We start from the raw sequence: 25,250 nt of genomic DNA, 5'->3' as shown, positions 1-25,250 counted from the left end.
TCTCAATTGCGGAAGACCGCATCGCATCAGGCCCAAGGGTGCAACGGGCACCTGGCGTTCCGCACGCCCTCTCACAAGGGGCGGGAATGCAAGCGACGACGGCGCCCCCGCGCCGCAAACAATGGGGGTGATGACGCATGTCTGAAGAGCCGTGGCTGTTTGAAATTCTCGGTTTGCGATGGCGCGACGGCGCCAGAAATATCCCTCCCCCGCGCGAAGCGAAGCTTCGCTAGGTGGGGAGGGTCGGCCGATAGGCCGGGGTGGGGGAGCCACAAGCGACGCTCTCACGTGGGGCACCCCCACCCGTCACGTTTGCTCGCTGCGCTCGCAACGCGCCACCCTCCCCGCAAGGGGGAGGGAGAAGGAAGATGCTATCCCCTGAAATCCCGCACCCGCTTCACCATCTGCTCCACATGGGCGATTGGCGTTTCCGGCTGGATGCCGTGGCCGAGATTGAAGATGAAACGTCCGCTTGCGTAGTTGGCCAGCACGTCATCGACGGCGCGATCGAGGGCCGCGCCGCCTGCAATCAGCACCAGCGGATCGAGATTGCCCTGCACGGCGACGTGGCTCTGCACCCGCTCGCGCACGAAGGACGGCTCCGCGGCCCAGTCGATGCTCACGGCATCGACACCGGTCGCGCCGACATAACTCGGCAGCAGCGCGCCGGCGCCGCGCGGGAAGCCGATGATCTTCGCATTCGGCACCTTGGCGCGCACGCCGGCGATGATGCGCTTGGTCGGCTCCACCGACCAACGCTGGAATTCCGCCGCGGGCAGTATGCCGGCCCAGGTATCGAAAATCTGCAGCACATCGGCGCCGGCGTTGAGCTGGCTGAGCAAGTAAGTGATCGAGTTCTCGACGATGGTGTCGATGATTTTTGCGAAGGCCTCCGGATGCCGATAGGCCATCATCCGCGCCGGCGCCTGATCCGGCGTGCCCTTGCCGGCGACCATGTAGGTCGCAACGGTCCAGGGCGCGCCGCAGAATCCGATCAGCGTAATCTTCGGATCGAGCTGCGCGCGCACGCGGCGCAGTGCTTCGAACACCGGCTCAAGCTTCGTGAAGTCGGCCTCGGGTGAGAGCGTCGCGACCTTTTCCGGCGTGTCCAGCGGATCGAGCCGCGGGCCTTCGCCGACCTCGAAGCGGACCGAGCGGCCAAGGGCATAAGGGATCACCAGGATGTCGGAGAAGATGATCGCGGCATCGAAGCCGAAACGCCGGATCGGCTGCAGCGTCACTTCAGTGGCGAAATCCGGATTGAAGCACAGATCGAGGAAACCACCGGCCTGCGCGCGGACCTCGCGATATTCAGGCAGATAACGCCCGGCCTGTCGCATCATCCAGAGCGGCGGCACCGCCTGGCGCTGGCCGGCGAGGACATCGAGGAACGGCTTGCGGGGCGTGGACTGGGTCAAATGCTTGGGTTCCGGAAACTGGTGCCGAAAGGCATGATTTTGCCGCCTCTGATACACCGCCGCTTCGCTCTTGGCGAGGCGCGGCAATTCCGCAAAACCGGCGATTCACCTCACGTTTTGACGCATCTCAAGGTGTCATCGCGCCGCAGGCGGCATATAGACTGTACGAACATCATGAGCGAAAAGACCATGAACATCATGACCCCGATCGTCAGTCCAGAAATCGAACAGAACCGCACCCGCGCCAAGGTCTGGTTCGAATCCCTCCGCGACCGCATCTGCGCCGAGATCGAGGCGCTGGAGCGCGAGGCGCCGCAGGCGCTGTTTCCGGGCACGCCTGCCACGTTCACCTACAAGCCGTGGACCCGCGCGACAGGCATCGGCGGCGGCGTCGGTGGTTTCCTCTCGGGCGGTCGCCTGTTCGAGAAGATCGGCATCCACACCTCGAGCGCGAACGGCAAGCTGTCGCCGGAGATGGCGCGGCAAATGCCCGGCGGCGGATCGCAGCTCGATTACGTCTCCAGCAGCATCAGCCTGATCATGCATCCGCGCAGCCCGCGCGTGCCGACCGTGCACATGAACACGCGCTTCCTGTCGACGGCCGTGGGCTGGTTCGGCGGCGGCGCGGATCTGACGCCGATGCTGCCCGAGCAGCGCAAGGTCGACGCGCCGGATACGATCACGTTCCACGACGCGATGCGCGGTGCCTGCGATGCGCATGACCCCGCTTACTACAAGAAGTTCAAGGCCTGGGCCGATGATTACTTCTTCCTGCCGCATCGCGGCGTGGCGCGCGGCGTCGGCGGCATCTTCTACGATCAGCTCAACACAGGTGATTTCGAGAAGGACTTCGCGTTCACGCGCGATGTCGGCTCCGCCTTCCTCGATGTCTATCCGCGCATCGTGCGTGCACGGATGCAGGAAGCCTGGACCGAGGAAGAGCGCGCGCAGCAGCTCGAAACGCGCGGCCTCTATGTCGAGTTCAATCTGCTCTACGACAAGGGCACGATGTTCGGCCTGCAGACCGGCGGCAACGTCGAGAACATTCTGAGCTCGATGCCGCCGCTGGTCAGCTGGAAGTAATTTCCTTCTCCCCGCTCGCGGGGAGAAGGTGTCTTGAATGACCGAAGGTCATTCAAGACGGATGAGGGGGAGCCAGAGAGTGAAACACTGGCTCCCCCTCATCCGTCTTCCACATGCTTCGCATGTGAAAGTCGATCTGTCCCCGCAGGCGGGGAGAGGCTAAGAAGCCACCTGCTCCGCTTCGATCGCACCCTGCACGGCCCAGGACAGATCCGTGTTGAGCTGGAACGCGACCGAGCCTTCATCGATGATCGCCTGCGGATTCTTGGAGAGCTTGCCGGCTTCATCGAGCGCGTTGCGATAGTCCGACTTCAGCGCGGCGAGATCGGCATAGGCCGGGAAGTCGTAGAACGACAATTCCTCCGGCGCGAGGCCGGGCTTCTTGGCGAGCAGGCGCTTGAGAATCTGGCCGCCGGAGAGATCGCCGAGATAGCGCGTATAGGCATGGGCAATCAGCAATTCGCCGTCGCCCTTGGCGGCATCCGCGATGCGCTTGGCATAGGCTTCGCCGGCAGGCAGCATCGGCACTGCCGAGAAATCGCCATCGCACAGCACATTGAGATCGGCTTGCATGGCCGATGCACGATCGAGCCGATACTGGGCGAGTGCGGCGAGCACAGGCGTGTCGCGATGGCTCTCAAGTCCGGCTTCCAGCGCCTGATAGGCCGCCAGCAGGTTTCGTTGCAGCAGGACATAGCCCTTGCGGCTGACGTCACCGCGCAACATGTCCTTGATGATGCCGGAGCGCTCGGCTTCGGTGTGAAGCACCTTGGTGCCGAGATAAAGGGCGGTCACGACGCTGACGGGCGCAGTGCTATCTGCCGAGACAGCAGGCATTGAATTCTCCGATGATTGGTAAATGGATGTGTTGGCGCTCGGGCTGGCGACACCATATCACCCTCGCCGGATGCCACAAGGTGAGGCCAGGCCTGTTGCTACAGCGCGCGGCTGCGGGACTTGCGGCGTACCGGCGCAGATTTGCCGGTTTCCGTCGCGGGCAGAAACTGCGCGCCCTGTGCGGCAAGGAAGGCGCGCATCGCCTGCGCCGGCGGCAGCAGCACCTTGTCCTTACGGTTGAGCACGAACCATTGCCGGATGATCGGCAGGCCGATCACATCCAGCATCACCAGTCGCCGCTGCTCCAGTTCGGTGGCCACCGTATGCGCGGAGATGAAGGCGATGCCGAGCCCGGCCATCACGGCCTGTTTGATGGTCTCGTTGCTGTCCATCTCCATGCCGATCGTGGCGCGCAAGCCTGCGCTCTCGAACAGTTGCTCCATCAATCCGCGCGTGCCCGAGCCGGGCTCGCGCGTCAGGAAAGTCTCGCCTGCGAGATCGCTCATGGAGAGGCGCGCCTTGCCCGCGAGGCGATGGTCGCTTCGCGCGATGATCGCATGCGGATGATCGCCGATCAGGTTCACATCCATGTCGATCCCGGCCGGCGGCCGGCCCATGATCGCGATATCGAGATCGTAGTTGCGCAGGCCTGCGATGGTCTCCTCGCGATTGCCGACCGTCAGCAAGATCTCGATCTTGGGATGGAGCTTCGCGAAGGCCGAGATGGCGAAGGGCACGAAGTATTTCGCGGTGCTGACGGCGCCGATGGAGATGCGCCCACCGGTCTTGCCGGCCATCATGTCCAGCGATGTTGCGCAGGCGGCCATCGCCGCCTCGATCCGTTCCGACAGCGCCAGCACCTCGCGGCCGGCATCGGTCAGAACCATCCCGTCGCCGGTGCGCTGGATCAGCGGCAGGCCGGCGAGGCCTTGCAGGTTGCGCAGCTGCAAGGTGACTGCCGGCTGTGTCAGGCGCAGCTTCAAAGCTGCCGCCGTAATGCTGCCGCTGGCGGCGACGGCGGCCAGTGCACGCAGCTGGCGGATCGAAATGTCGCGGAAGCGCTTCGTCATATAAGGAAAACTTTCGCCGCCTGATTTTTACGAAAGTTCCTTTATTTGGCCCAGCCGGTCAATATCTGTGGGCAAAATGGCCCATTTCTGCCATTCCCGGGCACTCCGGACGCGGCCATGTGCCAGAAGGAGCCCAGTATTTTGCGGAGATTGCGATGACCGACCACATGCCCCTGTCCCGATATACGGCTGACTACGCCGGACAGGACCCGCTGCGGCTGGCGGTGGCTGCTGCGGTCGATGCCTTCGCCAAGGCCTCCATTGAAATCTCCGACCTGATCGGCTGCGGTACGCTGGCCGGGATCACCGGCGAGGCGCAGGGCGCGCAGAATGCCGACGGCGACGTGCAGAAGGATCTCGATGTCCGCGCCGACGAGATCGTTCGCGCGGCACTGAAGCCGGTGTCCTGGGCCGCGCTGGCCTCTGAGGAAGCCGAGACGGCGGATATAAGTGACAGCGGCGGGTTGCTCGACATTGCCTATGACCCGCTCGATGGTTCGTCGAATATCGAAACCAATATGACGGTCGGAACGATCTTCTCGATCATGCCGACCTCGAAGGGCGCTGTGCCGTTCACGCAAAAAGGCAGCGCGCAGATCGCTGCCGGTTTCGTTGTCTATGGCCCGCAGACCTCGCTGGTCCTCACGCTCGGCGACGGCGTCGATATCTTCACGCTCGATCGCGCCGCTGGGAGCTACAAGCGCATTCGGGTGCGTGTGCAGATCCCGGCCGAGTGTTCGGAATATGCGATCAACGCGTCCAACCATCGTCATTGGGAAGCACCGGTGCGCGATTTCGTCGAAGAGTGTCTCGCCGGCGTCGAAGGCCCGCGCGGTAAGAATTTCAACATGCGCTGGATCGCAGCCTTGGTCGCCGAGGCCTATCGCATCCTGATCCGGGGCGGCGTATTTCTCTATCCGTCCGATGCGCGCAAGGGCTATGCCGATGGCCGGCTGCGTCTCGTCTATGAAGCGCATCCGATGGCTTTCATCGTCGAACAGGCCGGCGGCGGTGCGACCACGGGTCGTGTGCGTATTCTCGATCTCGCGCCGACGGCGATTCATCAGCGCGTGCCGCTGATCATGGGTTCGATCAGCAAGGTGAGACGTATCGAGGCCATGCATCTCGATGCCAGCGCGGGACAAGCGCAGGCTGCAGCTGAATAGCGGTGTGCGCACGATACATCCTGTTTTGAGCCATTCAAAACATGACAGGCTTGAGGGCTTCTAAGTCCAACCAGCCCGAAACAAGTTGAGCATGATGTGGCCGCGGCCTAGACAAACGCAGGGGTCGCAAAGGATACGCGCATGCTTCCGCAGCAGGTCAAGGTCTCTGATATCACCGACGAGAATTCGGCACAGACCTATCTCAACCAGGCCATCATGACGACATTCTGCCGCGTGCTCGACAGTTCGCGTCTGGCGCCCGATGTGGTCATGCGTCTTCTGGCAACCGCGATCGGCGCGACCTATCGCGAAGTTGCGGCGGCCCATCAGGACGGCCAGTGCCCTTGCGGATGGCGCCCGGTCCCGGATGCCGATATCGAGGCCCTGCGATCGTCGCTTGAAGGCGCTGCTGCGCCGAAGATGGCTGACGATTTGCACAGCATGGTGATCGCCGGACGGGCGTAGCCGCCAGTCGATCTGCCCTTAAATAAGGCTGCATTTACGCGGAATTGGCCACTGCGGATCACCGCAGATGGCAATTCTGCGTCTGTTCCGCTCTCCCGATCACGTGATTGGGCCAGCGCGATCGACATATGGCAATTCCTTTAGACCTAAACTACTTTGGCCCGATCCTTGAATGTCGAGGAGATCGCGATCGGTGCAAAGTGACCTCATGACATCCTCATCCGCTGCAGTTCTCGACCACACCACGGCCAATTCGACCGTCTGGCGCGAAGTCGCACGCGCGATCGCCGACATCGGCGCCAAGCGCTGTTTCGGCCTCGTCGGGGGCGCAAACTTCAAGGTGACACTCGGCCTCACCGAATTCGGCGTCGAATTCGTTGCTGCACGCCATGAGGGCGGCGCGGTGAGCATGGCCGATGTGGCTGCGCGTCTGACGCGCGATCTCACGATCGTCAGTGTGACGGCGGGGCCCGGTCTCACCAATGCGATCACCGGCATCGGCGAAGCTGCCAAGAGCGACACGCCATTGCTCGTTCTCGCAGGTGACGTGGTGCTCGGCGACAAGCAGTCGGCATTTGCCTTCAATCAGTCGGAACTTGTTCACGCGGTCGGCGGCGAGTGGCGGCAGATCGCCGATGCGCAGAGCGCGTATGCCGACACCTGGAAGGCCGCGTCGTTGGCGCTGCGCGAGCGCAAGCCGGTCGTGCTCAGCCTGCCGATCAATGTGCAGGAAATGCCGGTGACGGCGACGATGGGCAAGAAGCATTTGCCGATCATGCCGCGGGTCACGATCAATCCGGCGAAGCTGGATGAACTTGTTGCGACGATCCGGACATCGAAGCGACCGCTGATTCTGGCGGGTCATGGCGCTGTCGTGGCCGATGCGCAGCCGTTACTGGTTCAACTGGCAGACAGAATCGGCGCGTTGCTGGCGACGTCGTTGCAGGCGCATGGGATGTTTTCCGGTCATCCGTGGAATCTCGGCGTTGCCGGAGGCTTCTCCTCGAAAGCAACGGCTGAGCTAATCGCGCAGAGCGACATGATCCTCGCCTTCGGCATGTCGCTGAACATGTGGACCACGAAGAAGGGCAAGCTGATTTCGGACTATGCCCAGCTCGTGCAGATCGATGTCGAGAAGGGCCGCATCGGCGTGCATCGCCCGGTCGATCTCGAACTCGAAGGCGATGCATCGGCTGTGGCCACTGCCGTGTTGCAGGCGTTTGATAAGACGCCGCCCAGCGAGGCCGGCTGGCGCACGCCCGAGGTTGCCGCGGTGATGACTGCCAGAGGCAATCATAATCTGGCCTATGACGACACCAGCACTGCCGAGCACATCGATCCGCGCACGCTGAGCAAGGCGATGGACGATATCCTGCCGAAGGATCGCACGGTCGTTGTCGACGGTGGACATTTCGTCGGCTGGGTGACGCGTTATATTTCCGCGCCCGATCATAAAGGCTGGTGCATTCCGATCGCGTTCCAGTCCATCGGCCTCGGCCTTGCCGGCGCGATCGGTGCGGCAGTGACGCAGCCGGAGCGGCTGACAGTGCTCGCGGTCGGTGACGGCGGCTTCCTGATGTCGATCGCGGAGCTTGAAACTGCCGTCCGGCTGAAGAAGCGCATCTGCATCTTCATCTATAACGACAGCGCCTATAGCGCCGAAGTGCATCACTTCGGGCCGGAAGGCTACAACGCCGGCATGGCGCAATTCCCGGTGACCGATTTTGCGGCCATCGCGCGCGGATATGGCGCCGATGGCGTTGTTGTGCGGACGCTCGCCGATCTCGATGCCGTGAAGACCTGGGTCGCCGATGGTGCGCAGGGCGTGTTCATCGTCGACGGCCGGATCAATCCAAAGCTGATCGCGGATTGGTACAGCGAGATGTTCAGCGGCGCGAACTTGTAATTGGCCTTCTTACCTCTCCCCGCTTGGCGGGGAGAGGTCGGCTGAAGCGCGCGGAGCGCGTGAAAGCCGGGTGAGGGGGAGCGCATGATACACTTAAGCGCAAACCACTAACTCCCCCTCACCCGAAGGCTCCGCTGCGCTCGCCTTCGACCTCTCCCCGCAGGCGGGGAGAGGTTATGCCGCGGCTTGGTTCGTTGCTTCAACATTCCCCAACCATTCTTCCGCAATCGTCAGATCCGCCTGCGAGAGCTGATGCCCGACGGGCAACGTGCGATGCTGCACATCGGCCCCCGCCTTTGTCAGCATCACAGCCAGCCGTTGCGAATTGCTCGGCGGGATGATCGGGTCGGATTGGCCCGACACGATCAGTACCGGCTTGGCTGCGAGATCTGCCATCGGCGCGTCACGTAGCGGCACCATCGCCCGCAACAATATGCCGCCGGCCAGCGCCTCGGGGCGCAACAGCATCATTGCCGCGGCGATATTAGCGCCGTTGGAATAGCCGAGCGCGATCGGTGCTTTGAGCCCGTAGCGCTTGCGGGCTTCGACTACGAAGTCCGCGAGCTCGTTGGCGCGTCTGACTACGTCGTCCTCGTCGAACACGCCTTCGGCGAGCCGGCGGAAGAAGCGCGGCATGCCGTGCTCCAGCACCTGACCGCGGGGCGACAGCAGTGCTGCGCCCGGCGCAATTGCCTCGCCGAGCGGGAGCAGGTCGCTTTCGTCACCGCCGGTGCCATGCAGCAGGAGGAGCGGCGTTGCCTCGCGCCGGTTGCCCGGCGCGAAGCGATGAATGTGGGACAGGTCGTTGCTCATGACGTCACCTTTTCAGTGTCGAGCACCGGCAATACGCGCTCGATCTCGCCGCGATGCTTTTCGAGGAACGCGGGCAGTTTCAGATGCTCGCCGAGGGATTCGACGGGCTCGTCCACGGCGAAGCCGGGGATGTCGGTCGCAATCTCGAACAGCACGCCGCCGGGTTCGCGGAAATAGACCGAGCGGAAGTAGTTGCGGTCCTTCTGCTCCGTCGGCTGCTGGCCGTGGGTCTTCACCAGCTTGTTGGCCATCACCTGTTGATCGGCGTCATCGACGGCGCGGAAGGCGATGTGATGCACCGAGCCGCGGCCCTGACGACCCGGCAGGAAACCGCCGGCCTCATAGATATCGACGATACCGCCTTCGACACTGTCGGCACTCAGCCGGATGATCGAACCTTCGCGCGCGGTTTCCTTAAAGCCGAACACGTCGGTGAGGATCGCGCTGGTCTTCTCGGCCTTCTCCAGCAGCAGCGTCACGCCATGGAAGCCGCGGATCGCGTGCTCCGCCGGAACGTCGCCACTGCTCCAGCCGGGCTCGTTCTCCGCGCCGGCAACGCCGACCAGAGCGAGGCTCATGCCGTCCGGATCGGTGAAGGGCAGCACGGCTTCGCCGAAGCGCTTTTCGAGCGCCTCATGGGCAATGCCCTTCTCGATGAAGCGATGCGTCCAGTAGCCGAGCGAGCGGGCAGGGACCCGGAACGAAGTCTGCTGGGTCTGGCCCACGCCGCCGCGGCCGGGGGCTGCATGTTCCCACGGGAAAAAGGTCAGGATGGTGCCCGGCTTGCCGGTCTCATCGCCGTAGTAGAAGTGGTAGGTGCCCGGATCGTCGAAATTGACGGTCTTCTTGACGAAGCGCATGCCCAGCGCGCGGGTGTAAAAATCGAAATTCCGCAAGGCGTTACCGGCGATTGCGGTGACATGGTGGATGCCTGACATGGTCTGTCTCCTGGTTGGGAAGGCGTCTCGTCTTCCGTTGCCGGGATAATTGGGTCATCCCCGTTCAAAGACAATCTGGCCATTTGTGACATGACTGTCTATGAATTGGGGACAGTCGGGATGCTCCATGGATAAGCTCAACAGCCTGCGCGCCTTCGTCAAAGTCGTCGAACTCGGCAGCTTCTCCGAAGCAGGGCGGCAGCTGCGGCTGTCGCGCTCGGCGATCTCGAAATATGTCGGCGAGCTCGAACAGGACCTCGGCGTGCAATTGCTCAACCGCACCACGCGCCATGCCAGCGCGACCGAGAACGGTCAGGCCTATTTCGAGCGCGCGCTGACCATCCTCGCCGATCTCGATGCGGCCGATCAGGCGGTGGCGCAGGCGCAATCGACGCCGCGCGGACTGCTGCGCGTCAATGCGCCGATGTCATTCGGCACGCTGCAGCTCGGGCCTGCCATTGCCGATTTCATGGCGCAGTGTCCGGAGCTGCAGATCCAGCTTGTGCTGTCGGACGATCAGGTCGACCCGATGCAGGGCGGTTTCGACGTGACGCTTCGCATCGCCGACCTGGAGTCTTCAAGTCTCATCGCGCGAAAAATCGTCGCCATCGATCGCGCGGTTTGCGCGTCGCCGGACTATCTCAAGCAACATGGCACACCGAAGCTGCCGGAGGATCTGCGCAGCCACGCGCTGCTCACCTATGGCTTCCTACTCACGGGCAATCAGTGGAAGCTGACCGGCAGGGATGGCAACGATCATTGGATCCAGCCGAGCTGGACACTCTGCGTCAACAATGCTGAAGTACTGCGCGATGCCGCGATCAAGGGCAGGGGCGTCGCGTTGCTGCCGACCTTCATTGCCGGCGACGCGTTGCGTGCGGGGACGTTGCGCAGTGTACTCTCCGCCTACAAGGCGCCGCCGCTGACGCTCTATGCGATCTATCCGCCGACGCGGCACCTCGCCGTGAAGGTGCGCCTGTTCATCGATTTCCTGGTGGCGCGCTTCAGCGGCGTGCCGGAGTGGGATGAGAAGCTCTAGCGCCAGATCGCGCGCATCCGCGAATTGATGTCCATGCGCACACCCTGCGCTGCCGCGCGCGCGGGATCAGCGGCGGCCACTTGCGGCCAGGTTGTGCGCTCGAACAGGCCGAGTAGCGCTTCCGGAATGAAGCGGGTGCGCGACGCATAGACGTGTCGGTCACCTTGTGCGTGCTGGCCGTGGGTGAAGAAACGCTGCGGCACCATCAGATGCAGATCGTCCTTGGCCCGCGTCATCGCCACATAGAGTAGCCGACGTTCCTCTTCGATCTCGGCTGATGTCCCGGTGCCCAGATCCGACGGCATGCAGCCATCGACCACATTCAGCACATAGACTGATTTCCATTCCTGCCCCTTGGCGGAATGGATGGTCGAGAGGATCAGATAGTCCTCGTCGAGCAGCGGCACGCCGGACTGATCGCTGGTCGCGTCCGGCGGATCGAGCGTGAGTTCGGTGAGAAAACGTTCGCGCGACGGATAGCCTGACGCGATCGCTTCGAGCTGGATCAGATCGGCGCGGCGCGTCAGCGAATCCTCGTGAATGCGATCGAGATGCGGCTCATACCAGCGTCGCGCCAGTTCCAGTTCGGCGGGCCAACCCGCACGGCGTGACTTGATCTCGCTGATGACCTCGACAAAGCCGCGCCAGTCGGCTGCTGCGCGGGGCGGGGCCGGCGCGTGAGCGAGGGCGTCGATCGGATCGGGTGCCGCGATCATGTGATCCAGCGCGCGCTGTGCGGAAGCAGGTCCCACACCGGGTAGCAATTGCATTAGCCGGAAACCGGCGACGCGGTCACGTGGGTTCTCCACGAAACGCAGCAGCGCCAGCATGTCCTTCACATGCGCGGCGTCGAGAAACTTCAGGCCGCCGAATTTGACGAATGGAATGTTCCGCCGTGTCAGCTCTACCTCAAGCGACCCGCTATGCGACGACGTCCGGAACAGCACGGCCTGTTCCTTCAGCTTCATGCCGCCTTCGCGATTGTCGAGCACGCGCGCGACGATGGCGCGGGCCTGATCGGTCTCGTCCCGGATGGTGACGAGTTGCGGCTTGGCGGAGGAGACGCGGTCGGTCCAGAGATTTTTGGTGAAGCGCTCGCGCGCAAGATCGATCACGCCATTGGCCGCCGCCAGGATCGGTTGCGTAGAGCGATAGTTGCGGTCGAGCGTGATGATGTCAGCCGGCGGGCTGAACTGCCCGGGGAAATCCAGAATGTTGCGTACGGTGGCGGCGCGAAACGAATAGATCGACTGCGCGTCATCGCCGACAACCGTGAGGCCCGCCCCGTTGGGCTTCAAAGCCATCAGGATCGCCGATTGCAGGCGGTTGGTGTCCTGATATTCGTCCACGAGCACGTGATCGAAGCGACCGCCGATATCGCTAGCCAGTAGCGGTTCGCTCGCCATCTGCGCCCAGTACAGAAGCAGGTCGTCGTAATCGAGCACGTTCTGCTTCTGCTTGGCTTCGACATAGCCGGCGAACAGTTCGCGCAGCTCGGCTGACCACGCCGCGCACCACGGATAGGACGCGCCGAGCACCTGATCGAGTTCGGTCTCGGAATTGACGCAGCGGGAATAGATCGCGAGGCATGTGCCTTTTGTCGGGAAGCGCGTCTCGGTTTTGGAGAAGCCGAGTTCGTGCCGGACCAGATTCATCAGGTCGGCGGAATCCTCGCGGTCGTGAATGGTGAAACCGGGATCGAGTCCGATTTGTTCGGCATAGTCCCGCAGCAGCCGCGCGCCGATGCCATGGAATGTGCCAGCCCAGGCCAGCGCATCGGTCATGACGCCGGCATTGTCGCCCATCACTTGGCGCGCGATGCGCTCGACGCGGCGGCTCATCTCGCTGGCCGCGCGCCGTGAGAAGGTCATCAGCAGGATGCGGCGCGGATCGGCGCCGTTGACGAGCAGATGCGCGACGCGGTGGGCGAGGGTGTTGGTCTTGCCGGAACCGGCACCGGCGATGACCAACAGCGGAGCAGACGTGATGCTGTTCCCATGCGGGAACACGCCATGCTCGACGGCACGGCGTTGTTCTGGATTGAGGGCGTCGAGATAAGAGGCTTGAGCGAGCAAGGCATGTATCCGAGGTGACGAATCACGCTCGCTGATTCCCGCTTTGTTCGCAATGGACGGTTTGAGGCGCTTTTTTCTCAGCTGTCATCACCCGCGAAAGCGGGTGATCCAGTAAACGCGGTTGCTTGCGAAATGCGCTGACGGCGCCTTGTACTGGATCGCCCGGTCAAGCCGGGCGATGACATCCGAATTTGTAGCGGCTTAAGCCGCCCGTACTTCGCGGAGGAACACATCGACCTGCGTGCGCAGATCTTCGCCGTTGCGTGACAGGTCCGCGGCCGATTCCACCACGCGCGACGCGGCGAGGCCGGTCTCGCGGGCGGCGTCATTGACGCCGGCAATGTTTTGCGAGACCTCGCCGGTGCCGCGGGCGGCTTCGGCGACGTTGCGGGCGATTTCGAGCGTGGCTGCGCCCTGTTCCTCGACGGCGGCGGCGATGGCGCTTGCGATCTCGCTGACGCGGCCGATGGTCGAGGTAATGCTTTGGATCGAACCCACCGAGAGCTTCGTGGCACTCTGAATCGCGCCGACCTGTGCCGAGATTTCGTCCGTTGCCTTCGACGTCTGGGTGGCCAGGGCTTTCACTTCGGAAGCGACGACGGCGAAGCCGCGGCCGGCTTCACCCGCCCGTGCCGCTTCGATGGTGGCGTTGAGTGCGAGCAGGTTGGTCTGCGCAGCGATCTCGCTAATCAGCTTGACGACGTCACCGATCTTCTGCGCGGCCTCCGCAAGGCTCTGCACTTCGCTATTGGTGACGTTGGCCTGCGATACCGCATCGCCGGCGACGCGGGCAGATTCGTTGACCTGCTGTGCGATCTCGCTGATCGAGGCGTTGAGCTCCTCGATAGCAGCGGCGACCGCCTGTGCGCTCTGCGTGGCCTCCTCGGACGCTGCTGCGACGGCTGCGGTCTGCCGGGTCGATTCCTCGGCGGTGGCCGCCATCGATTGCGCGGTGTTGCGGAGTTCGCCGGCAGCCGAACCGACGGCGGTGACTACGGTACCAACGCTGCCCTCGAAGCGCGAGGCGAGAGCACTCATGGTGTCGCGGCGATCAAGCTGGGCGCGCTCGCGCTGCTCTTCCTGGGCGGCCCGCAGCTGCTCGGTTTCGATCAGCCCGGTCTTGAAGATTTCGACGGCGCCGGCCATCGAGCCGATCTCGTCCTTGCGGCCTGCACCCGGCACCGCGATCGTGTGATTACCGCCCGCAATGGTCCGCATCGCAGTTTCGAGTGCGCGGATCGGCTTCGCCATCGAGCGGCCCATGAAGGTTGCGATGGCACCGGCGAGCAGCAGCACGCAGGCAGAAATGATGGCCAGCCAATTCAGCGAGGATCGCATCAGGCTGTGATATCCGCTGGTATCACGGGTGATTTCGAAGACGGCGATGTTGTCGCCCGAAAAGCTCTTGATTGCGCCGAAGGTCGTGGCAACGGGCTTGTTGTCGAGTTCGCCATATTGGGTCACAACTTCGCCGGCAAGCGCGCGACGCAGCATATCGACCCCCGGAGCAGCCGACTTCAGGGTGGACGCCAGCGTCTTGCCGGCCTGGCCGTCGATCTGGTGAATGCCGACATCGACACCGAAACGCGACTTCATGGTGTCGACGAAAGTCTTGCCGAACGGAGCGCCGACATCGATCGTGCCGAGAATGGTATCACCATCCATCGCCGGTGCTACGCCAAAGACGTTGAGCGCATCACGGCCGGGCTCGATGCCGCCGACCGACTTCTTGCTGGTCATCGCCTGCACCACCATCTTGCGGCGTTCGGAAACGTTGTCTCCGAAGGTGCCGGGATTGTGGATGCGGGCGAAGCTGATGGCCGGCGGTGTTTGAATGGTGATCAGTTCGAGGCCGCGCGGCTTGATACGCTGATGGGCCTCCTTCAGATTCGCGAGCGCACTGGCACGATCGTTCGCCTTGATGGCGTCCTTGATCGGCTGTGACGACGCGATCGACTCGGCAACCGCGAGCAGCGTGCGCGTTTCGGCATTCAGCGCTGCCGTGAGATTGGCGTAGTCGTCATGCGCCTCGCGACTAAGGGCTGTGTCGATGATCGCCTGTTGCTGCCACATGCTGAAGGCAGCGAGCGCGCCGCACGATCCGGCAGCGACGAGCGTGATGGCGACAATCATACGTGCTGAAATAGAATTGAGTGCTTGCATCGACATGCCCCTTGGACCGCGACAAGCAATTTTGCTGCGGCACTGAAATTCCACGTGAAAATAGGGAAGCCGAGTGAAGGAGCTCTTAATTACCTCTGATGTGTAGGTATCCTGGTATCATGGTTCCATTATGCCGCAGCAGATTTTGGCTTCGGGCGATGCCAGCATCAGTCGTGATCGAATGTGCGACGATACTAGTGGAGCCGAGACGAGCCATTCCCCGGCGCAAGGCACCGGTCCACGTGCGAGAGAAGAACTGCTGATTTGAGGGGCTTCTGGAGGCGACAGACGGCGCCGAGCTCGGTGGACATCGCGAGAAAATCGGGCGCGGACACGCCTGCCGGTGAGGCCGCGTGACCTGACATGACGATGATCGGGATCTCCGGACGGCACCGATGCGCCAGCTTCATCGTCTCGAGCCCGTTCATCCCGGGCATGAAGATATCGATGATGAGCAGATCGAAATCGGCGTTGCGGAGAATGTGGCGCGCGCGCGGGCCGTCGCTCGCGCAGGTGACGCGGTGGCCTTCGCGCTCAAGCATCAATTTGGTGAAGATCTGAACGACCTTGTCATCGTCGACGATCAGGATGCTTGCCATCTGCCGGTCCCCCGGATGCCGTCGCGCCAGTGCGGAGCATGGTTGTCTGGTTACGCACGCATCGCTACATGCCACGTTGCAAATGTGGCTTCTCGTTAAACGCCGCATCGAGCAGCGACCTGTGGACCTGAATATGTCCGTCATAGCTGACGAAGCCGAGCTTGCGAAACTTGTTCATGAAGAAGCTGACGCGCGACCGCGTGGTGCCGATCATCTCCGCCAGCATTTCCTGACTGATGTCGATATCGATGGGATGGCTGGCGCCTCCCTCGCCATAGTGAGCGAGGATCAGCAACAGGCGCGCGAGGCGCTTCTCGCTTGAATTGAACAACTGATCGATCAAGTCTTCTTCGATGCGGTTGTTGCGCGACAGAAGATAGGCGACGAAGAATTCTGCGAAAGCTGGCTCGTCGCGCAGATGGGCGAGCATCACCGACTTGCTGATGGTAACAATGGTGCAGTCTTCCATCGCCGTCGTTGTGACGGTGCGCAGCGGATGACCATTCAGGCAACCCTCACCCAGGAACTGTCCGGGTTCGAGCAGGCCGACGACGGCTTCCTTGCCTTGTTCGGACAGGACCGTGAGCTTGATACGTCCGCTCAGGATGTAGCAAACAGAATCTGCCGTCTCACCCTGACAAAAGATGTTCTGGTTTTTCTTGTAGTCGGCCGTGACCCTTCCGATGCCGGGACAGGTCAGAAAATACGGCGCATCGAACTCGGCTACAGCAGGAACCTTCAAGGCAGCTAGCCGTGTCATCGCGAATCTCCGGAGATCGATCTTTGCAGGTCAGCGTAAATCTATTCAGGGTTGTATTGTTCCCCTCAGATCTAGTTAAATTGCCGGCATAAGAGATCACAAACGCACATGCGTGAGTGGGAGGATTGATGGAGGCATCAATCCCGATGTGCACATAGATACCACCAGGCGCGTGAGGCGGCGTAGTTATGTCATCGGATTCACTGCCCTGAAACAACTTCCCTCCATGTTGCTACGCAACTTAACGCGCAGATCGTCTGTCATGTCCGCAACACACGCTGCCCTCGAATTGCGAGGGTTAACGAAACGTTTCGATCGGCCAGCTGTCGACGGACTTGATCTCACGGTTCGTGCTGGCGAGTTCTATGCGCTGCTGGGCGCCAACGGAGCCGGCAAGACGACGACATTGCGCATGGTCGCGGGATTGCTGCGTCCCGATGCCGGATCGGTGTCGATACTTGGTATCGACGCGCTCGCCGATCCGGTGGCAGCGAAACAGATCATGGCCTGGGTGTCCGATGAGCCGATGATCTATGACAAGCTGACGCCGCTCGAATATCTCGAATTCGTTGCCGGCTTGTGGGGCTGCGATGCTGAAACGGCAGAGCGCACGTCGCATGAATTGTTGGCATCGCTAGGTCTTGGTCCACATCTGCATGAGCGATGCGAAGGCTTCTCCAAGGGGATGCGCCAGAAGGTAGCGCTGGCCGGCGCGCTGGTGCACGAACCTCGGCTGATCATTCTCGACGAACCTTTGACCGGGCTCGATGCCGTGTCGGCGCGTCATGTCAAAGGCCTGCTGCAGGATCGGGTGCGCTCCGGCTGCACCGTGATCATGACCACGCATATTCTCGAAGTCGCCGAACGCATGGCCGACCGGATCGGTGTGATCGCCGCAGGCAGGCTGATCGCCGAAGGTACGCTTGCCGAATTGCGTCAGCAGAACGGACAGGGCGACACCAGCCTCGAGGACATGTTCGTGGCGCTGGTGGACGGCGCGCCGGTTGCCGCATGACACCATCCGCCAGCGTGATGTGGTTTGCCGGCCATGAAGTCCGGCTGGCGTGGCGAGAGATGCTGGGCATGCTCACGGCGGGCCGTCGCTGGCGTCCGCGCAGCGTTTCGCTTCTGCTGATTGTCTTCGTGATCTTTCTGCATCTGCCGGCTTATGCGGTGGTCGGCCGTTTCGCAGATGTGCAGACGCCGCTCGATCAATCGACGGCGATTGTCATCACCGCCAGTATCTTCCTCGCCTGGGCGCTCGTTTTGTCGCAGGCGATTGAGTCCGTCACCCGCGTCTTCTATGCGCGCGCCGATCTCGATCTCATCATGTCGTCGCCGGCGCCGCTCACCAACCTGTTCTCCGTCCGCATCGCAGCCATCGCATTGACGGTGACCCTGATGGCGATGTTGCTGGCGACGCCGTTTGTCAACGTACTGGTGATCGGCGGCGGTGCGCGCTGGTTCTCCGCCTATGCCGTCGTCATTGCCATGGGCCTGTCGGCGTCTGCGTGCGCTATCGCCATCACTGTCGGATTGTTTCAGCTCTGCGGCCCTGCCAAGACGCGGCTAGTGGCACAGATCATTTCTGCAGTCACGGGCGCAGGTTTCGTCATCGCATTGCAGGTCGCGGCGATTCTCTCTTACGGCACGCTGTCGCGTTTCGCCGTGCTGACCTCCGATGCCGCAGCCGCCTTTGCGCCGGCGGCGGACAGCGTCGTGTGGTGGCCCGCGCGCGCGATGCTTGGCGATATCGCAGCACTGGTGCCGCTGCTGGCGGCCGGATTGATCCTGCTGGGAAGCGCCATGGCGATCTTCTCGCCGCGATTCAGCAACTACGTGGCCAGTGCAGCACCATTGGCGCAAGTTCGACGCAAGAAAGTCGCAAGGCGGTTTCGACCGGGCTCTCGACGTAACGCCTTGCGCCGCAAGGAGTTTATCCTGTTGTGGCGCGATCCGTGGCTGGTCTCGCAAACCCTGATGCAGCTGCTGTATCTGTTACCGCCAGCCCTGATGCTGTGGCGCAGTTTCGGCGAGGGGGCAGGCGCGTTCATCGTGCTGGCGCCGGTGATCGTGATGGCCGCGGGTCAGCTCGCCGGCGGTTTAGCCTGGCTGACGATCTCCGGTGAGGACGCTGCGGATCTGGTCACAACCGCGCCGCTTCTGGCAAACACGATCATCACGGCCAAGATCGAAGTCGTGCTGGTCATCATAGCTGTCGTGTTCACGCCGATGGTCGTGGGTCTCGCGCTGGTCTCGCCGCGGCTGGCGGCAGTGACAGCGCTGGCGACCGTCGTGGCCGCGGGATCGGCTACCGCCATCCAGCTCTGGTTCAGGGTGCAGGCGCGGCGCAGCCAGTTCAGGCGACGTCAGACGTCATCGCGCATTGCGACCTTCGCCGAAGCTTTCTCGTCGATCGGCTGGGCTGCGACAGCGGCGCTGGCACTGGTGCTGCCGATTGCCTCGGTGATCTCGGGTGCCATGACGGCAGGTCTCATGGCGCTGACGTGGAAGATCAGTCCTGTCAGGACCTGAAATAACAAAGCCACCCGCGGATACGGGTGGCTTTGAAATTTACAACGGTCTCGAGACGACGATCAGGCCACCATCGACATCGGCGTGATGGCGGGGGTGGCTTCGCTAAAAACCTCCTCCGTGACCACGGTAAAACGCACCAGCGGCGTCGGGCCGAAATTGGTGGAGATCGCTACGTCAGCAGCGTCGCGACCGCGGGCCATCACGATGCGCCCGATGCGCGGATGATTGTGACGCGCATCGAAGGTGTACCACTTGCTTCCGAGGTAGACTTCGAACCAGGCGCTGAAGTCCATCGGCGCGGGATCGATGGGCACGCCGATATCGCCGAGATAGCCGGTGCAATAGCGCGCCGGAATGTTCATGCAGCGGCACAGCGTGACCGCCAGATGGGCGAAGTCGCGGCACACGCCGATACGCTCTTCATGACCTTCAAAGGCGGTGCGATCGTTGCGGGCATGGTGATAGCCGAACTCGATGCGCTGATGCACGTAATCGACAATGGCCTGGACGCGCGCCGCGCCGTCTTCGATATGGCCGAACAGTGACCAGGCAAGATCTGACAGCTTCTGCGTGTCGCAATAGCGGCTGCCGAGCAGGAAGACCATGACATCGTCAGGCAGATCGCCAACCGCCTGCAACGGCCCTGATGGCGGAGCCGCATCCGGCAATCCGCTATCTGAAATCAGAAAGTCATTCTTGATCTCGATTAGCCCGGGCGGCGCGACGATGCGCGTGCAAGTATTGCCGAACATGTCGAGATAGTCATGCGCCTGTACGTCATGGGAAAACTGGATGCGATGCGGACTCTGGAGATCCTTCGCGCGCGAAGGATGAATGCTGAGCATCAGGATCATGGGTGTTTCCTGCAAACACTGGAAAGCGATGTCGTAGCCCGCGCGAATCTTCACTTTTACGTCTCCACTAGCTCGGCAAATCAGGAATTCATCGTTGCCAGACAAGTGTAGTCACCAAACATCGTTCCGAGGTTCAGTGACAGGAATGTGCAGAAAATGTGGGCAGTGAGGCCGCGTCGGCCCCGCTGCGCCATAAGCTATTTCTTCAGGGACAACAGCAGCAGCGAGCGGGCAGTTACCTGATACATATGGCCGAACGGGAAATCCTCGCCGCCTTTCGTATCGGGAATGTTGGTATCCACCAGAAGTTCCCATGCCTGTCCGCCAAACGCCTCGGGCATCGTGAAATCGACCAGCCCTTCGAAGCCGTTCAGGATCATCAGCATGGTCTGATCCTCCGCCGGCTTGTGAATTCCGGTCTTCTGCGCGCGGCCGTCCAGCAGCATGCCGAAGCATTTCATGTTACCGTCTTTCCAATGTGCGTCCTGCATCGGGCCGCCATTGGCGTTGATCCATGCCACGTCGCGAACGTCGAGGTCGGGGTCGTGCTCGCCGGTCAGGAAGCGGCTGCGACGCAGTACCGAGCAGCCGCCGAGCAGTTTGATGAGCCGCTTGGTGAAAGCGAGCAGGTCCTTGCCCTCGGTCGTCAGGCTCCAGTTGAACCAGGAAATCTCGCTGTCCTGGCAATAGGCATTGTTGTTGCCGTTCTGCGTGCGGCCGAATTCGTCGCCGCCGAGCAGCATCGGCGTGCCCTGAGAGAACAGCAGCGTCGCCAGCATATTGCGCTTCTGGCGCTCGCGCAGGGCGATGATGGCCTTGTCGTCGGTCGGGCCCTCAACGCCGCAATTCCATGAGCGGTTGCTGGAGCTGCCGTCCTTGTTGTTCTCGCCATTGGCCTCGTTGTGTTTCTCGTTGTAGCTCGCCCAATCGTTCAGCGTGAAGCCGTCGTGAGCGGTGACGAAATTGACGCTGGCCCAGGCGCGGCGACCCTGATGGTTGAACATGTCCGCAGACGCGACGAGACGCGGTGCCAGTGCCGAGACCGGCGCTTTGCCGCGCCAGAAATCACGCGCGGTATCACGGAACTTGTCGTTCCATTCCGCCCAGCCGGGCGGGAAACCGCCGACCTGATAACCACCGGGGCCGATATCCCAGGGTTCGGCGATCAACTTCACTGTCGTCAGCAATGGGTCCTGATCGACGGCTTTCAGGAAGCCGCTTTGTTCGGTGAAGCCATAGACTTCGCGCGCCAGGATGGTGCCGAGATCGAAGCGGAAGCCGTCGATATGCATCTCCCGCACCCAGTAGCGCAGGCTGTCCGCCACCATCTGGATGACGCGGGCATTGGACAGGTTCACTGTGTTTCCGGTGCCGGTGTCGTTGATGTAATAGCGTGGCTTGTCCGGAAGCAGCCGATAATAACTGGCATTATCGATGCCCTTGAAGGACAGAGTCGGGCCAAGCTCGTTGCCTTCGGCGGTGTGATTATAGACGACATCGAGGATGACCTCGAGCCCGCCGGCATGCAGCGCTGACACCATCTCCTTGAACTCGCGCAGCGAGTTCGGCACGTCCGATGCGTAGCGCGGATCGGGCGCAAAGAAGCCGATGGAATTGTAGCCCCAGTAGTTCACCAGCTTCTTGTTCAGCAGATAGTCGTCATTGATGAAAGTATGGATCGGAAGCAGCTCGACCGAGGTGATGCCGAGGCCGCAGAGATAATCCACCACAGGCTTGCTGCCGAAGCCGGCATAGGTGCCGCGCAGCTTCTCGGGCACGTCGGGATGCAGCCTGGTGAAGCCCTTGACGTGGGTCTCGTAGATGATGGTCTGGTCCCATGGCACGGGCTGCCGGCCAGCCTCGCCGGCCCAGTCGAAGTCGCGATCGACGATCACGCATTTCGGCATGAAAGGCGCCGAGTCGCGTTCGTCGAAGGTGGTGTCGTCGCCGCTCTCCATCTTGTAGCCGAACACGGCCGGATTCCATTCGAGCTGCCCGGCATGGGCGCGGGCATAGGGATCCAGCAGCAGCTTGTTCGGATTGAAGCGATGGCCCTTTTCTGGCTCATAGGGGCCATGGACGCGATAGCCGTAAAAGGTGCCGGGGCCGACGTCGGGGATGTAGCCGTGAAACACCTCGTCGGTATATTCCGGCAGCTCGATTCGCGTTTCCTTGTCGCCGTCGAACAGGCAGACCTCGACCTTGGTGGCATTGGCCGAGAAGAGCGCGAAGTTGGTGCCCTTTCCGTCCCAATGCGCGCCAAAGGGATAGGGGAGACCTTCTTCGACTACTCTGTGCGTCACGATTGCCCCACTGTCTGGTGATGAAAATGCGCGGGATAACTGCGCCGCCGCATTTCCGTTGCAATGCAAACAGGCTGTTTCGGAATATATCTTGGCCTGCGAGGGTCGCTAGCCCGGAGTTTTGCTTATGACCGACGTCTCCCATCACAAACGCATCGCATTGCTGGGCGCGCCAGTCGAAGTCGGGGCCTCGCAGCGCGGGACCTTGATGGGGCCGGCGGCCATGCGGACGGCAGGCCTGGGGCCGCTGCTGGAAGAGCTTGGCTTCGAGGTGGAAGACCACGGTGACCTCATGCCACCGTCTGTGCCTCTGTCGACCGATGCGCCGCCGGAGAATGCCAAGCATTACCGTGTGATCCAGAGCTGGATCCAGGCGCTGAGTGCGCGTGCCTACACGCTTGCCAAATCGGGCGCGCTGCCGATCTTCGTGGGCGGTGATCACAGCCTGTCTATGGGATCGGTCAATGGCGTGGCGCGGCACTGGCACGAGCAGGGGCGCGAATTGTTCGTGCTGTGGCTCGACGCGCATGCCGATTACAATACGCCGCACACGACCATCACCGGCAACATGCACGGCATGTCCGCGGCCTTTCTGTGCGGCGAGCCCGGTCTGGATGGATTACTCGGCGCTGAGCCGCGCGCATCGATCAAGCCCGATAATCTCGATCTGTTCGGCATCCGCTCCATCGATAAGCTTGAGAAAGAGCTAGTCCACACGCGCAAGGTGGCCATCGCAGACATGCGGCAGATTGACGAGTTCGGTGTTGGCGTCCTGATCCGCCGCGTCATCGAGCGGGTCAAGGCGCGCAACGGCGTGTTGCATGTGTCCTTCGATGTGGACTTCCTCGATCCCGCGGCAGCGCCCGGCGTTGGCACCATGGTGCCCGGCGGCGCCACCTATCGCGAGGCGCATCTGATCATGGAGCTGCTGCATGATTCCGGGCTGATGTGCTCACTGGATGTCGTCGAGCTCAATCCGTTTCTCGACGAGCGCGGGCGTACCGCACGGGTGATGGTCGAGCTGGTCGGCAGCCTGTTCGGGCAGCAGATCACCGATCGGCCGACACCGAGCAACGCAATTATACCGCCCGGCTAGCTCGCGGTCGGCAAAACCTCGATTGGTTCCGGGTCTTTGCGCGCGTTACGCATGATCGTTTTGTTATCGTCTCGGAACTAACCCTGCAGCGCGGGATTGCTCCCTCATGGTTCACACACGAGGAGCACGTCATGATTAAGCATCTTGCCATCATCGCCGTTGCTGCGGCGGGCATTAGCAGCGCAATTCCAGCCAAGGCCCAGGAGTTCGGCGTTGGCGTCGGTCCGGGAGGCGTTACGGTTGGCGCCGTCGGCCGCGACCGCTATCGCGACGACTATGATCGCGGGTACTACCGCGATCGTCGTGACCGCAATGAGACCGTGATCATCAAGCGCAGCCGCGACCGCGATCGTGGCTATTACGATGGCGGCGTCGAACGTCGTACTGTCATCGAACGCTACTAATATTGCACCGAACGAGAGGCGGCCCTTCCTCGGAAGGGCCGTTTTTTCGTGCGTGATGGAAGCCTCAGAACATTGAGTGACAGGACCATGGCAACTGCAGCGACAGTCTGGTGGCAGGCCGGCACCATCTATCAGATCTATCCGCGATCGTTTCAGGACTCCAATGGAGACGGTATCGGCGATCTCGCGGGCATCGTCGGCCGGCTTCCTTATCTGCGGCAGCTCGGCATCGACGCGATCTGGCTGTCACCGATCTTCCCATCTCCGATGGCAGACTTCGGCTATGACATATCAGACTATATCGGCATCGATCCGATCTTCGGTACATCGGCCGATTTCGACGCGCTGGTGGCTGCGGCTCACGGTCATGGTCTGAAGATTATTCTCGATCTGGTGCCGAACCACACCTCGGATCAGCATCCGTGGTTTGTCGAAAGCCGGTCGTCACGCGATAATCCCAAACGCGATTGGTATATCTGGCACGATCCGAAGCCGGACGGCAGCGCGCCGACCAACTGGATGTCCGAATTCGGCGGCAGCTCCTGGCAGTATGACGAGGCCACAGGGCAATATTACTATCACGCCTTTCTCGACAAACAGCCGGACCTGAATTGGCGCAATCCTGCTGTTCGCAACGCCATCTATGAGGTGATGCGGTTCTGGATGCGACGCGGCGTCGACGGCTTCCGCGTCGACGTGATCTGGCATCTCATCAAGGACGGGGAGTTTCGCGACAACCCGACAAATCCGAGTTTCACGGCCGGGCGCCCGCCACACGAGGCTTTCCTGCCGCTCTATTCGACCGATCGGCCGGAGACGCTGGACGTGGTCGTCGAAATGCGCCGCGTCGTCGATGAATTCGACGATCGCGTGCTGATAGGCGAGATTTATCTCCCCTTCGATCGGCTGGTCGCCTATTACGGCAGTGACCTGTCAGGCGCTCATCTGCCGTTCAACTTCGCACTGCTCTCCGCGCCGTGGAATGCTTTCGCCATCGGCGAATTGATCGCGCGCTACGAAGCCGCGCTGCCGCTCGGCGCCTGGCCTAACTGGGTGCTCGGCAATCACGACCGGCCGCGCGTCGCCAGCCGGGTTGGCATGGCTCAGGCGCGCGTCGCCGCGATGTTGTTGCTGACGCTGCGCGGGACGCCGACGCTATATTATGGCGACGAGATCGGTATGAAGCAGGTGCCTATTGCACCGGATCAGGTTCAGGATCCGTTCGAAAAGAACGTGCCTGGGATCGGTCTCGGCCGCGACGGATGCCGCACGCCGATGCAATGGGGTGCCACCGAGCACGCGGGTTTTACGACCGGCGAGCCCTGGCTGCCGCTGGACACGGACTACCACCATCAGAATGCGGCTGCTCTCGCGGCCGATCCCCATTCGATTCTCAGCCTCTATGTGAAGCTGATCGACTTGCGCAAGCACATGCCTGAACTAGTGTTCGGCGGCTATGAGCCTGTGGACGCTGAGGGCGATGTGCTGGCCTATCGGCGCGTCTATGACGCGCAGACGGTTCTGATCGCCCTCAATCTCAGCGGTGAGCCCGCATCATTGCATGTGGGGGGCGGTGAAATCCTGCTGGCGACAGGCCTCGATCGCCATGGTGAGAATGTTTCGGGCGCACTGGAGTTATCAGGCAATGAAGGCGTAATCGTCAGGCTGCGGTAGATATCCGCGTTCCGCGACCACATGCACGGCAAGAAAAAGCGCCGCCGAT

Annotated in this window: 21 protein-coding genes; 10 read left to right on the top strand and 11 right to left on the bottom strand. The window is 62.1% G+C overall.

What is annotated here, in order from left to right:
• Positions 1 to 371: 371 nt before the first annotated feature.
• Positions 372 to 1,418, bottom strand: a complete 1,047-nt coding sequence (hemE, locus tag AB8B02_RS20135; RefSeq protein WP_439064989.1) for a uroporphyrinogen decarboxylase — start codon at positions 1,416 to 1,418, stop codon at positions 372 to 374.
• A gap of 189 nt (positions 1,419 to 1,607) precedes the next feature.
• Between hemE and hemF the strand changes: the two genes are divergently transcribed.
• The gene (gene hemF, locus AB8B02_RS20130) at positions 1,608 to 2,501 is read left to right on the top strand and encodes an oxygen-dependent coproporphyrinogen oxidase (RefSeq protein ID WP_309943510.1); all 894 of its coding nucleotides are present in this window, start codon (positions 1,608 to 1,610) and stop codon (positions 2,499 to 2,501) included.
• Positions 2,502 to 2,660: 159 nt separating this feature from the next.
• On the opposite strand, the gene AB8B02_RS20125 is transcribed toward hemF, so the two are convergent.
• Both AB8B02_RS20125 and AB8B02_RS20120 read right to left on the bottom strand, forming a co-directional pair.
• Positions 2,661 to 3,338: a heme oxygenase (biliverdin-producing) gene (locus AB8B02_RS20125; protein WP_439064988.1), complete on the bottom strand. Its 678-nt coding sequence runs from the start codon at positions 3,336 to 3,338 to the stop codon at positions 2,661 to 2,663.
• A 98-nt stretch (positions 3,339 to 3,436) separates the two neighbouring features.
• Complete coding sequence (locus AB8B02_RS20120) at positions 3,437 to 4,408, bottom strand: LysR family transcriptional regulator (RefSeq protein ID WP_175365608.1); 972 nt, start codon at positions 4,406 to 4,408, stop codon at positions 3,437 to 3,439.
• A 155-nt stretch (positions 4,409 to 4,563) separates the two neighbouring features.
• Between AB8B02_RS20120 and AB8B02_RS20115 the strand changes: the two genes are divergently transcribed.
• The 3 genes from AB8B02_RS20115 to AB8B02_RS20105 all read left to right on the top strand — a co-directional run bounded on the left by AB8B02_RS20115 (position 4,564) and on the right by AB8B02_RS20105 (position 7,945).
• Complete coding sequence (locus AB8B02_RS20115; RefSeq protein WP_439064987.1) at positions 4,564 to 5,574, top strand: class 1 fructose-bisphosphatase; 1,011 nt, start codon at positions 4,564 to 4,566, stop codon at positions 5,572 to 5,574.
• Between the two features lie 141 nt (positions 5,575 to 5,715).
• Positions 5,716 to 6,039, top strand: coding sequence for a hypothetical protein (locus AB8B02_RS20110; RefSeq protein WP_439064986.1), 324 nt, complete (start codon positions 5,716 to 5,718; stop codon positions 6,037 to 6,039).
• Positions 6,040 to 6,247: 208 nt separating this feature from the next.
• Positions 6,248 to 7,945, top strand: coding sequence for a thiamine pyrophosphate-binding protein (locus AB8B02_RS20105; protein WP_439064985.1), 1,698 nt, complete (start codon positions 6,248 to 6,250; stop codon positions 7,943 to 7,945).
• A gap of 174 nt (positions 7,946 to 8,119) precedes the next feature.
• On the opposite strand, the gene AB8B02_RS20100 is transcribed toward AB8B02_RS20105, so the two are convergent.
• Positions 8,120 to 8,758 (bottom strand): alpha/beta hydrolase, encoded by a 639-nt coding sequence (locus AB8B02_RS20100; protein WP_439064984.1) that lies wholly within the window; start codon positions 8,756 to 8,758, stop codon positions 8,120 to 8,122.
• Complete coding sequence (locus AB8B02_RS20095; protein WP_439064983.1) at positions 8,755 to 9,696, bottom strand: ring-cleaving dioxygenase; 942 nt, start codon at positions 9,694 to 9,696, stop codon at positions 8,755 to 8,757. The genes AB8B02_RS20100 and AB8B02_RS20095 overlap by 4 nt, the downstream gene beginning before the upstream one ends.
• 127 nt (positions 9,697 to 9,823) lie before the next feature.
• Here AB8B02_RS20095 and AB8B02_RS20090 point away from each other — a divergent pair, with 127 nt between their 5' ends.
• Positions 9,824 to 10,735, top strand: coding sequence for a LysR family transcriptional regulator (locus AB8B02_RS20090; protein WP_184511936.1), 912 nt, complete (start codon positions 9,824 to 9,826; stop codon positions 10,733 to 10,735).
• Here the strand turns inward: AB8B02_RS20090 and AB8B02_RS20085 are convergent.
• From AB8B02_RS20085 to AB8B02_RS20070, 4 genes are all read right to left on the bottom strand, one after another.
• A complete protein-coding gene (locus AB8B02_RS20085; protein WP_439064982.1) occupies positions 10,732 to 12,810 on the bottom strand; it encodes an ATP-dependent helicase in 2,079 nt (692 codons plus the stop codon). The genes AB8B02_RS20090 and AB8B02_RS20085 overlap by 4 nt on opposite strands.
• 201 nt (positions 12,811 to 13,011) lie before the next feature.
• Positions 13,012 to 14,973 (bottom strand): methyl-accepting chemotaxis protein, encoded by a 1,962-nt coding sequence (locus AB8B02_RS20080; protein WP_439064981.1) that lies wholly within the window; start codon positions 14,971 to 14,973, stop codon positions 13,012 to 13,014.
• Between the two features lie 194 nt (positions 14,974 to 15,167).
• Positions 15,168 to 15,572 (bottom strand): response regulator, encoded by a 405-nt coding sequence (locus AB8B02_RS20075; RefSeq protein WP_175365617.1) that lies wholly within the window; start codon positions 15,570 to 15,572, stop codon positions 15,168 to 15,170.
• A 64-nt stretch (positions 15,573 to 15,636) separates the two neighbouring features.
• Positions 15,637 to 16,332 (bottom strand): Crp/Fnr family transcriptional regulator, encoded by a 696-nt coding sequence (locus AB8B02_RS20070; protein ID WP_439064980.1) that lies wholly within the window; start codon positions 16,330 to 16,332, stop codon positions 15,637 to 15,639.
• A 226-nt stretch (positions 16,333 to 16,558) separates the two neighbouring features.
• Here AB8B02_RS20070 and AB8B02_RS20065 point away from each other — a divergent pair, with 226 nt between their 5' ends.
• Together AB8B02_RS20065 and AB8B02_RS20060 are read left to right on the top strand one after the other, a co-directional pair.
• Positions 16,559 to 17,347 (top strand): ABC transporter ATP-binding protein, encoded by a 789-nt coding sequence (locus AB8B02_RS20065; RefSeq protein ID WP_414716894.1) that lies wholly within the window; start codon positions 16,559 to 16,561, stop codon positions 17,345 to 17,347.
• A complete protein-coding gene (locus tag AB8B02_RS20060; RefSeq protein ID WP_439064979.1) occupies positions 17,344 to 18,867 on the top strand; it encodes a permease in 1,524 nt (507 codons plus the stop codon). The genes AB8B02_RS20065 and AB8B02_RS20060 overlap by 4 nt, the downstream gene beginning before the upstream one ends.
• A gap of 62 nt (positions 18,868 to 18,929) precedes the next feature.
• On the opposite strand, the gene AB8B02_RS20055 is transcribed toward AB8B02_RS20060, so the two are convergent.
• Positions 18,930 to 19,778: a transglutaminase-like domain-containing protein gene (locus AB8B02_RS20055; protein WP_439064978.1), complete on the bottom strand. Its 849-nt coding sequence runs from the start codon at positions 19,776 to 19,778 to the stop codon at positions 18,930 to 18,932.
• A gap of 143 nt (positions 19,779 to 19,921) precedes the next feature.
• A complete protein-coding gene (gene glgX, locus AB8B02_RS20050) occupies positions 19,922 to 22,027 on the bottom strand; it encodes a glycogen debranching protein GlgX (protein WP_439064977.1) in 2,106 nt (701 codons plus the stop codon).
• A gap of 127 nt (positions 22,028 to 22,154) precedes the next feature.
• On the opposite strand from glgX, the gene rocF reads away from it, so the two are divergent.
• From rocF to AB8B02_RS20035, 3 genes are all read left to right on the top strand, one after another.
• On the top strand, positions 22,155 to 23,123 hold the full coding sequence (gene rocF, locus AB8B02_RS20045) for an arginase (RefSeq protein ID WP_439064976.1): 969 nt from the start codon (positions 22,155 to 22,157) through the stop codon (positions 23,121 to 23,123).
• Between the two features lie 131 nt (positions 23,124 to 23,254).
• Positions 23,255 to 23,527, top strand: a complete 273-nt coding sequence (locus AB8B02_RS20040; protein WP_120287064.1) for a hypothetical protein — start codon at positions 23,255 to 23,257, stop codon at positions 23,525 to 23,527.
• Positions 23,528 to 23,614: 87 nt separating this feature from the next.
• Entirely contained in the window at positions 23,615 to 25,201 is a 1,587-nt protein-coding gene (locus tag AB8B02_RS20035) for an alpha-amylase family glycosyl hydrolase (protein ID WP_439064975.1), read from the top strand.
• Positions 25,202 to 25,250: the final 49 nt, after the last annotated feature.

This window comes from Tardiphaga sp. 862_B3_N4_1 (genome assembly GCF_051811085.1).
GTDB classification, from domain to species: Bacteria; Pseudomonadota; Alphaproteobacteria; order Rhizobiales; family Xanthobacteraceae; genus Tardiphaga; species Tardiphaga robiniae.
Note: the sequence above shows the minus strand (reverse complement) of the source record. Positions and strands in the feature narration are given on the sequence as shown.

What these genes read in the sequence shown, in the direction of transcription:
- hemF (WP_309943510.1), top strand. Translation starts at nt 1,608, where the DNA reads ATGAACATCATGACCCCGATCGTCAGTCCAGAAATCGAACAGAACCGC.
- AB8B02_RS20125 (WP_439064988.1), bottom strand. Translation starts at nt 3,338, where the DNA reads ATGCCTGCTGTCTCGGCAGATAGCACTGCGCCCGTCAGCGTCGTGACC.
- AB8B02_RS20120 (WP_175365608.1), bottom strand. Translation starts at nt 4,408, where the DNA reads ATGACGAAGCGCTTCCGCGACATTTCGATCCGCCAGCTGCGTGCACTG.
- AB8B02_RS20115 (WP_439064987.1), top strand. Translation starts at nt 4,564, where the DNA reads ATGACCGACCACATGCCCCTGTCCCGATATACGGCTGACTACGCCGGA.
- AB8B02_RS20110 (WP_439064986.1), top strand. Translation starts at nt 5,716, where the DNA reads ATGCTTCCGCAGCAGGTCAAGGTCTCTGATATCACCGACGAGAATTCG.
- AB8B02_RS20105 (WP_439064985.1), top strand. Translation starts at nt 6,248, where the DNA reads ATGACATCCTCATCCGCTGCAGTTCTCGACCACACCACGGCCAATTCG.
- AB8B02_RS20100 (WP_439064984.1), bottom strand. Translation starts at nt 8,758, where the DNA reads ATGAGCAACGACCTGTCCCACATTCATCGCTTCGCGCCGGGCAACCGG.
- AB8B02_RS20095 (WP_439064983.1), bottom strand. Translation starts at nt 9,696, where the DNA reads ATGTCAGGCATCCACCATGTCACCGCAATCGCCGGTAACGCCTTGCGG.
- AB8B02_RS20090 (WP_184511936.1), top strand. Translation starts at nt 9,824, where the DNA reads ATGGATAAGCTCAACAGCCTGCGCGCCTTCGTCAAAGTCGTCGAACTC.
- AB8B02_RS20080 (WP_439064981.1), bottom strand. Translation starts at nt 14,973, where the DNA reads ATGCAAGCACTCAATTCTATTTCAGCACGTATGATTGTCGCCATCACG.
- AB8B02_RS20075 (WP_175365617.1), bottom strand. Translation starts at nt 15,572, where the DNA reads ATGGCAAGCATCCTGATCGTCGACGATGACAAGGTCGTTCAGATCTTC.
- AB8B02_RS20070 (WP_439064980.1), bottom strand. Translation starts at nt 16,332, where the DNA reads ATGACACGGCTAGCTGCCTTGAAGGTTCCTGCTGTAGCCGAGTTCGAT.
- AB8B02_RS20065 (WP_414716894.1), top strand. Translation starts at nt 16,559, where the DNA reads ATGTTGCTACGCAACTTAACGCGCAGATCGTCTGTCATGTCCGCAACA.
- AB8B02_RS20060 (WP_439064979.1), top strand. Translation starts at nt 17,344, where the DNA reads ATGACACCATCCGCCAGCGTGATGTGGTTTGCCGGCCATGAAGTCCGG.
- rocF (WP_439064976.1), top strand. Translation starts at nt 22,155, where the DNA reads ATGACCGACGTCTCCCATCACAAACGCATCGCATTGCTGGGCGCGCCA.
- AB8B02_RS20040 (WP_120287064.1), top strand. Translation starts at nt 23,255, where the DNA reads ATGATTAAGCATCTTGCCATCATCGCCGTTGCTGCGGCGGGCATTAGC.
- AB8B02_RS20035 (WP_439064975.1), top strand. Translation starts at nt 23,615, where the DNA reads ATGGCAACTGCAGCGACAGTCTGGTGGCAGGCCGGCACCATCTATCAG.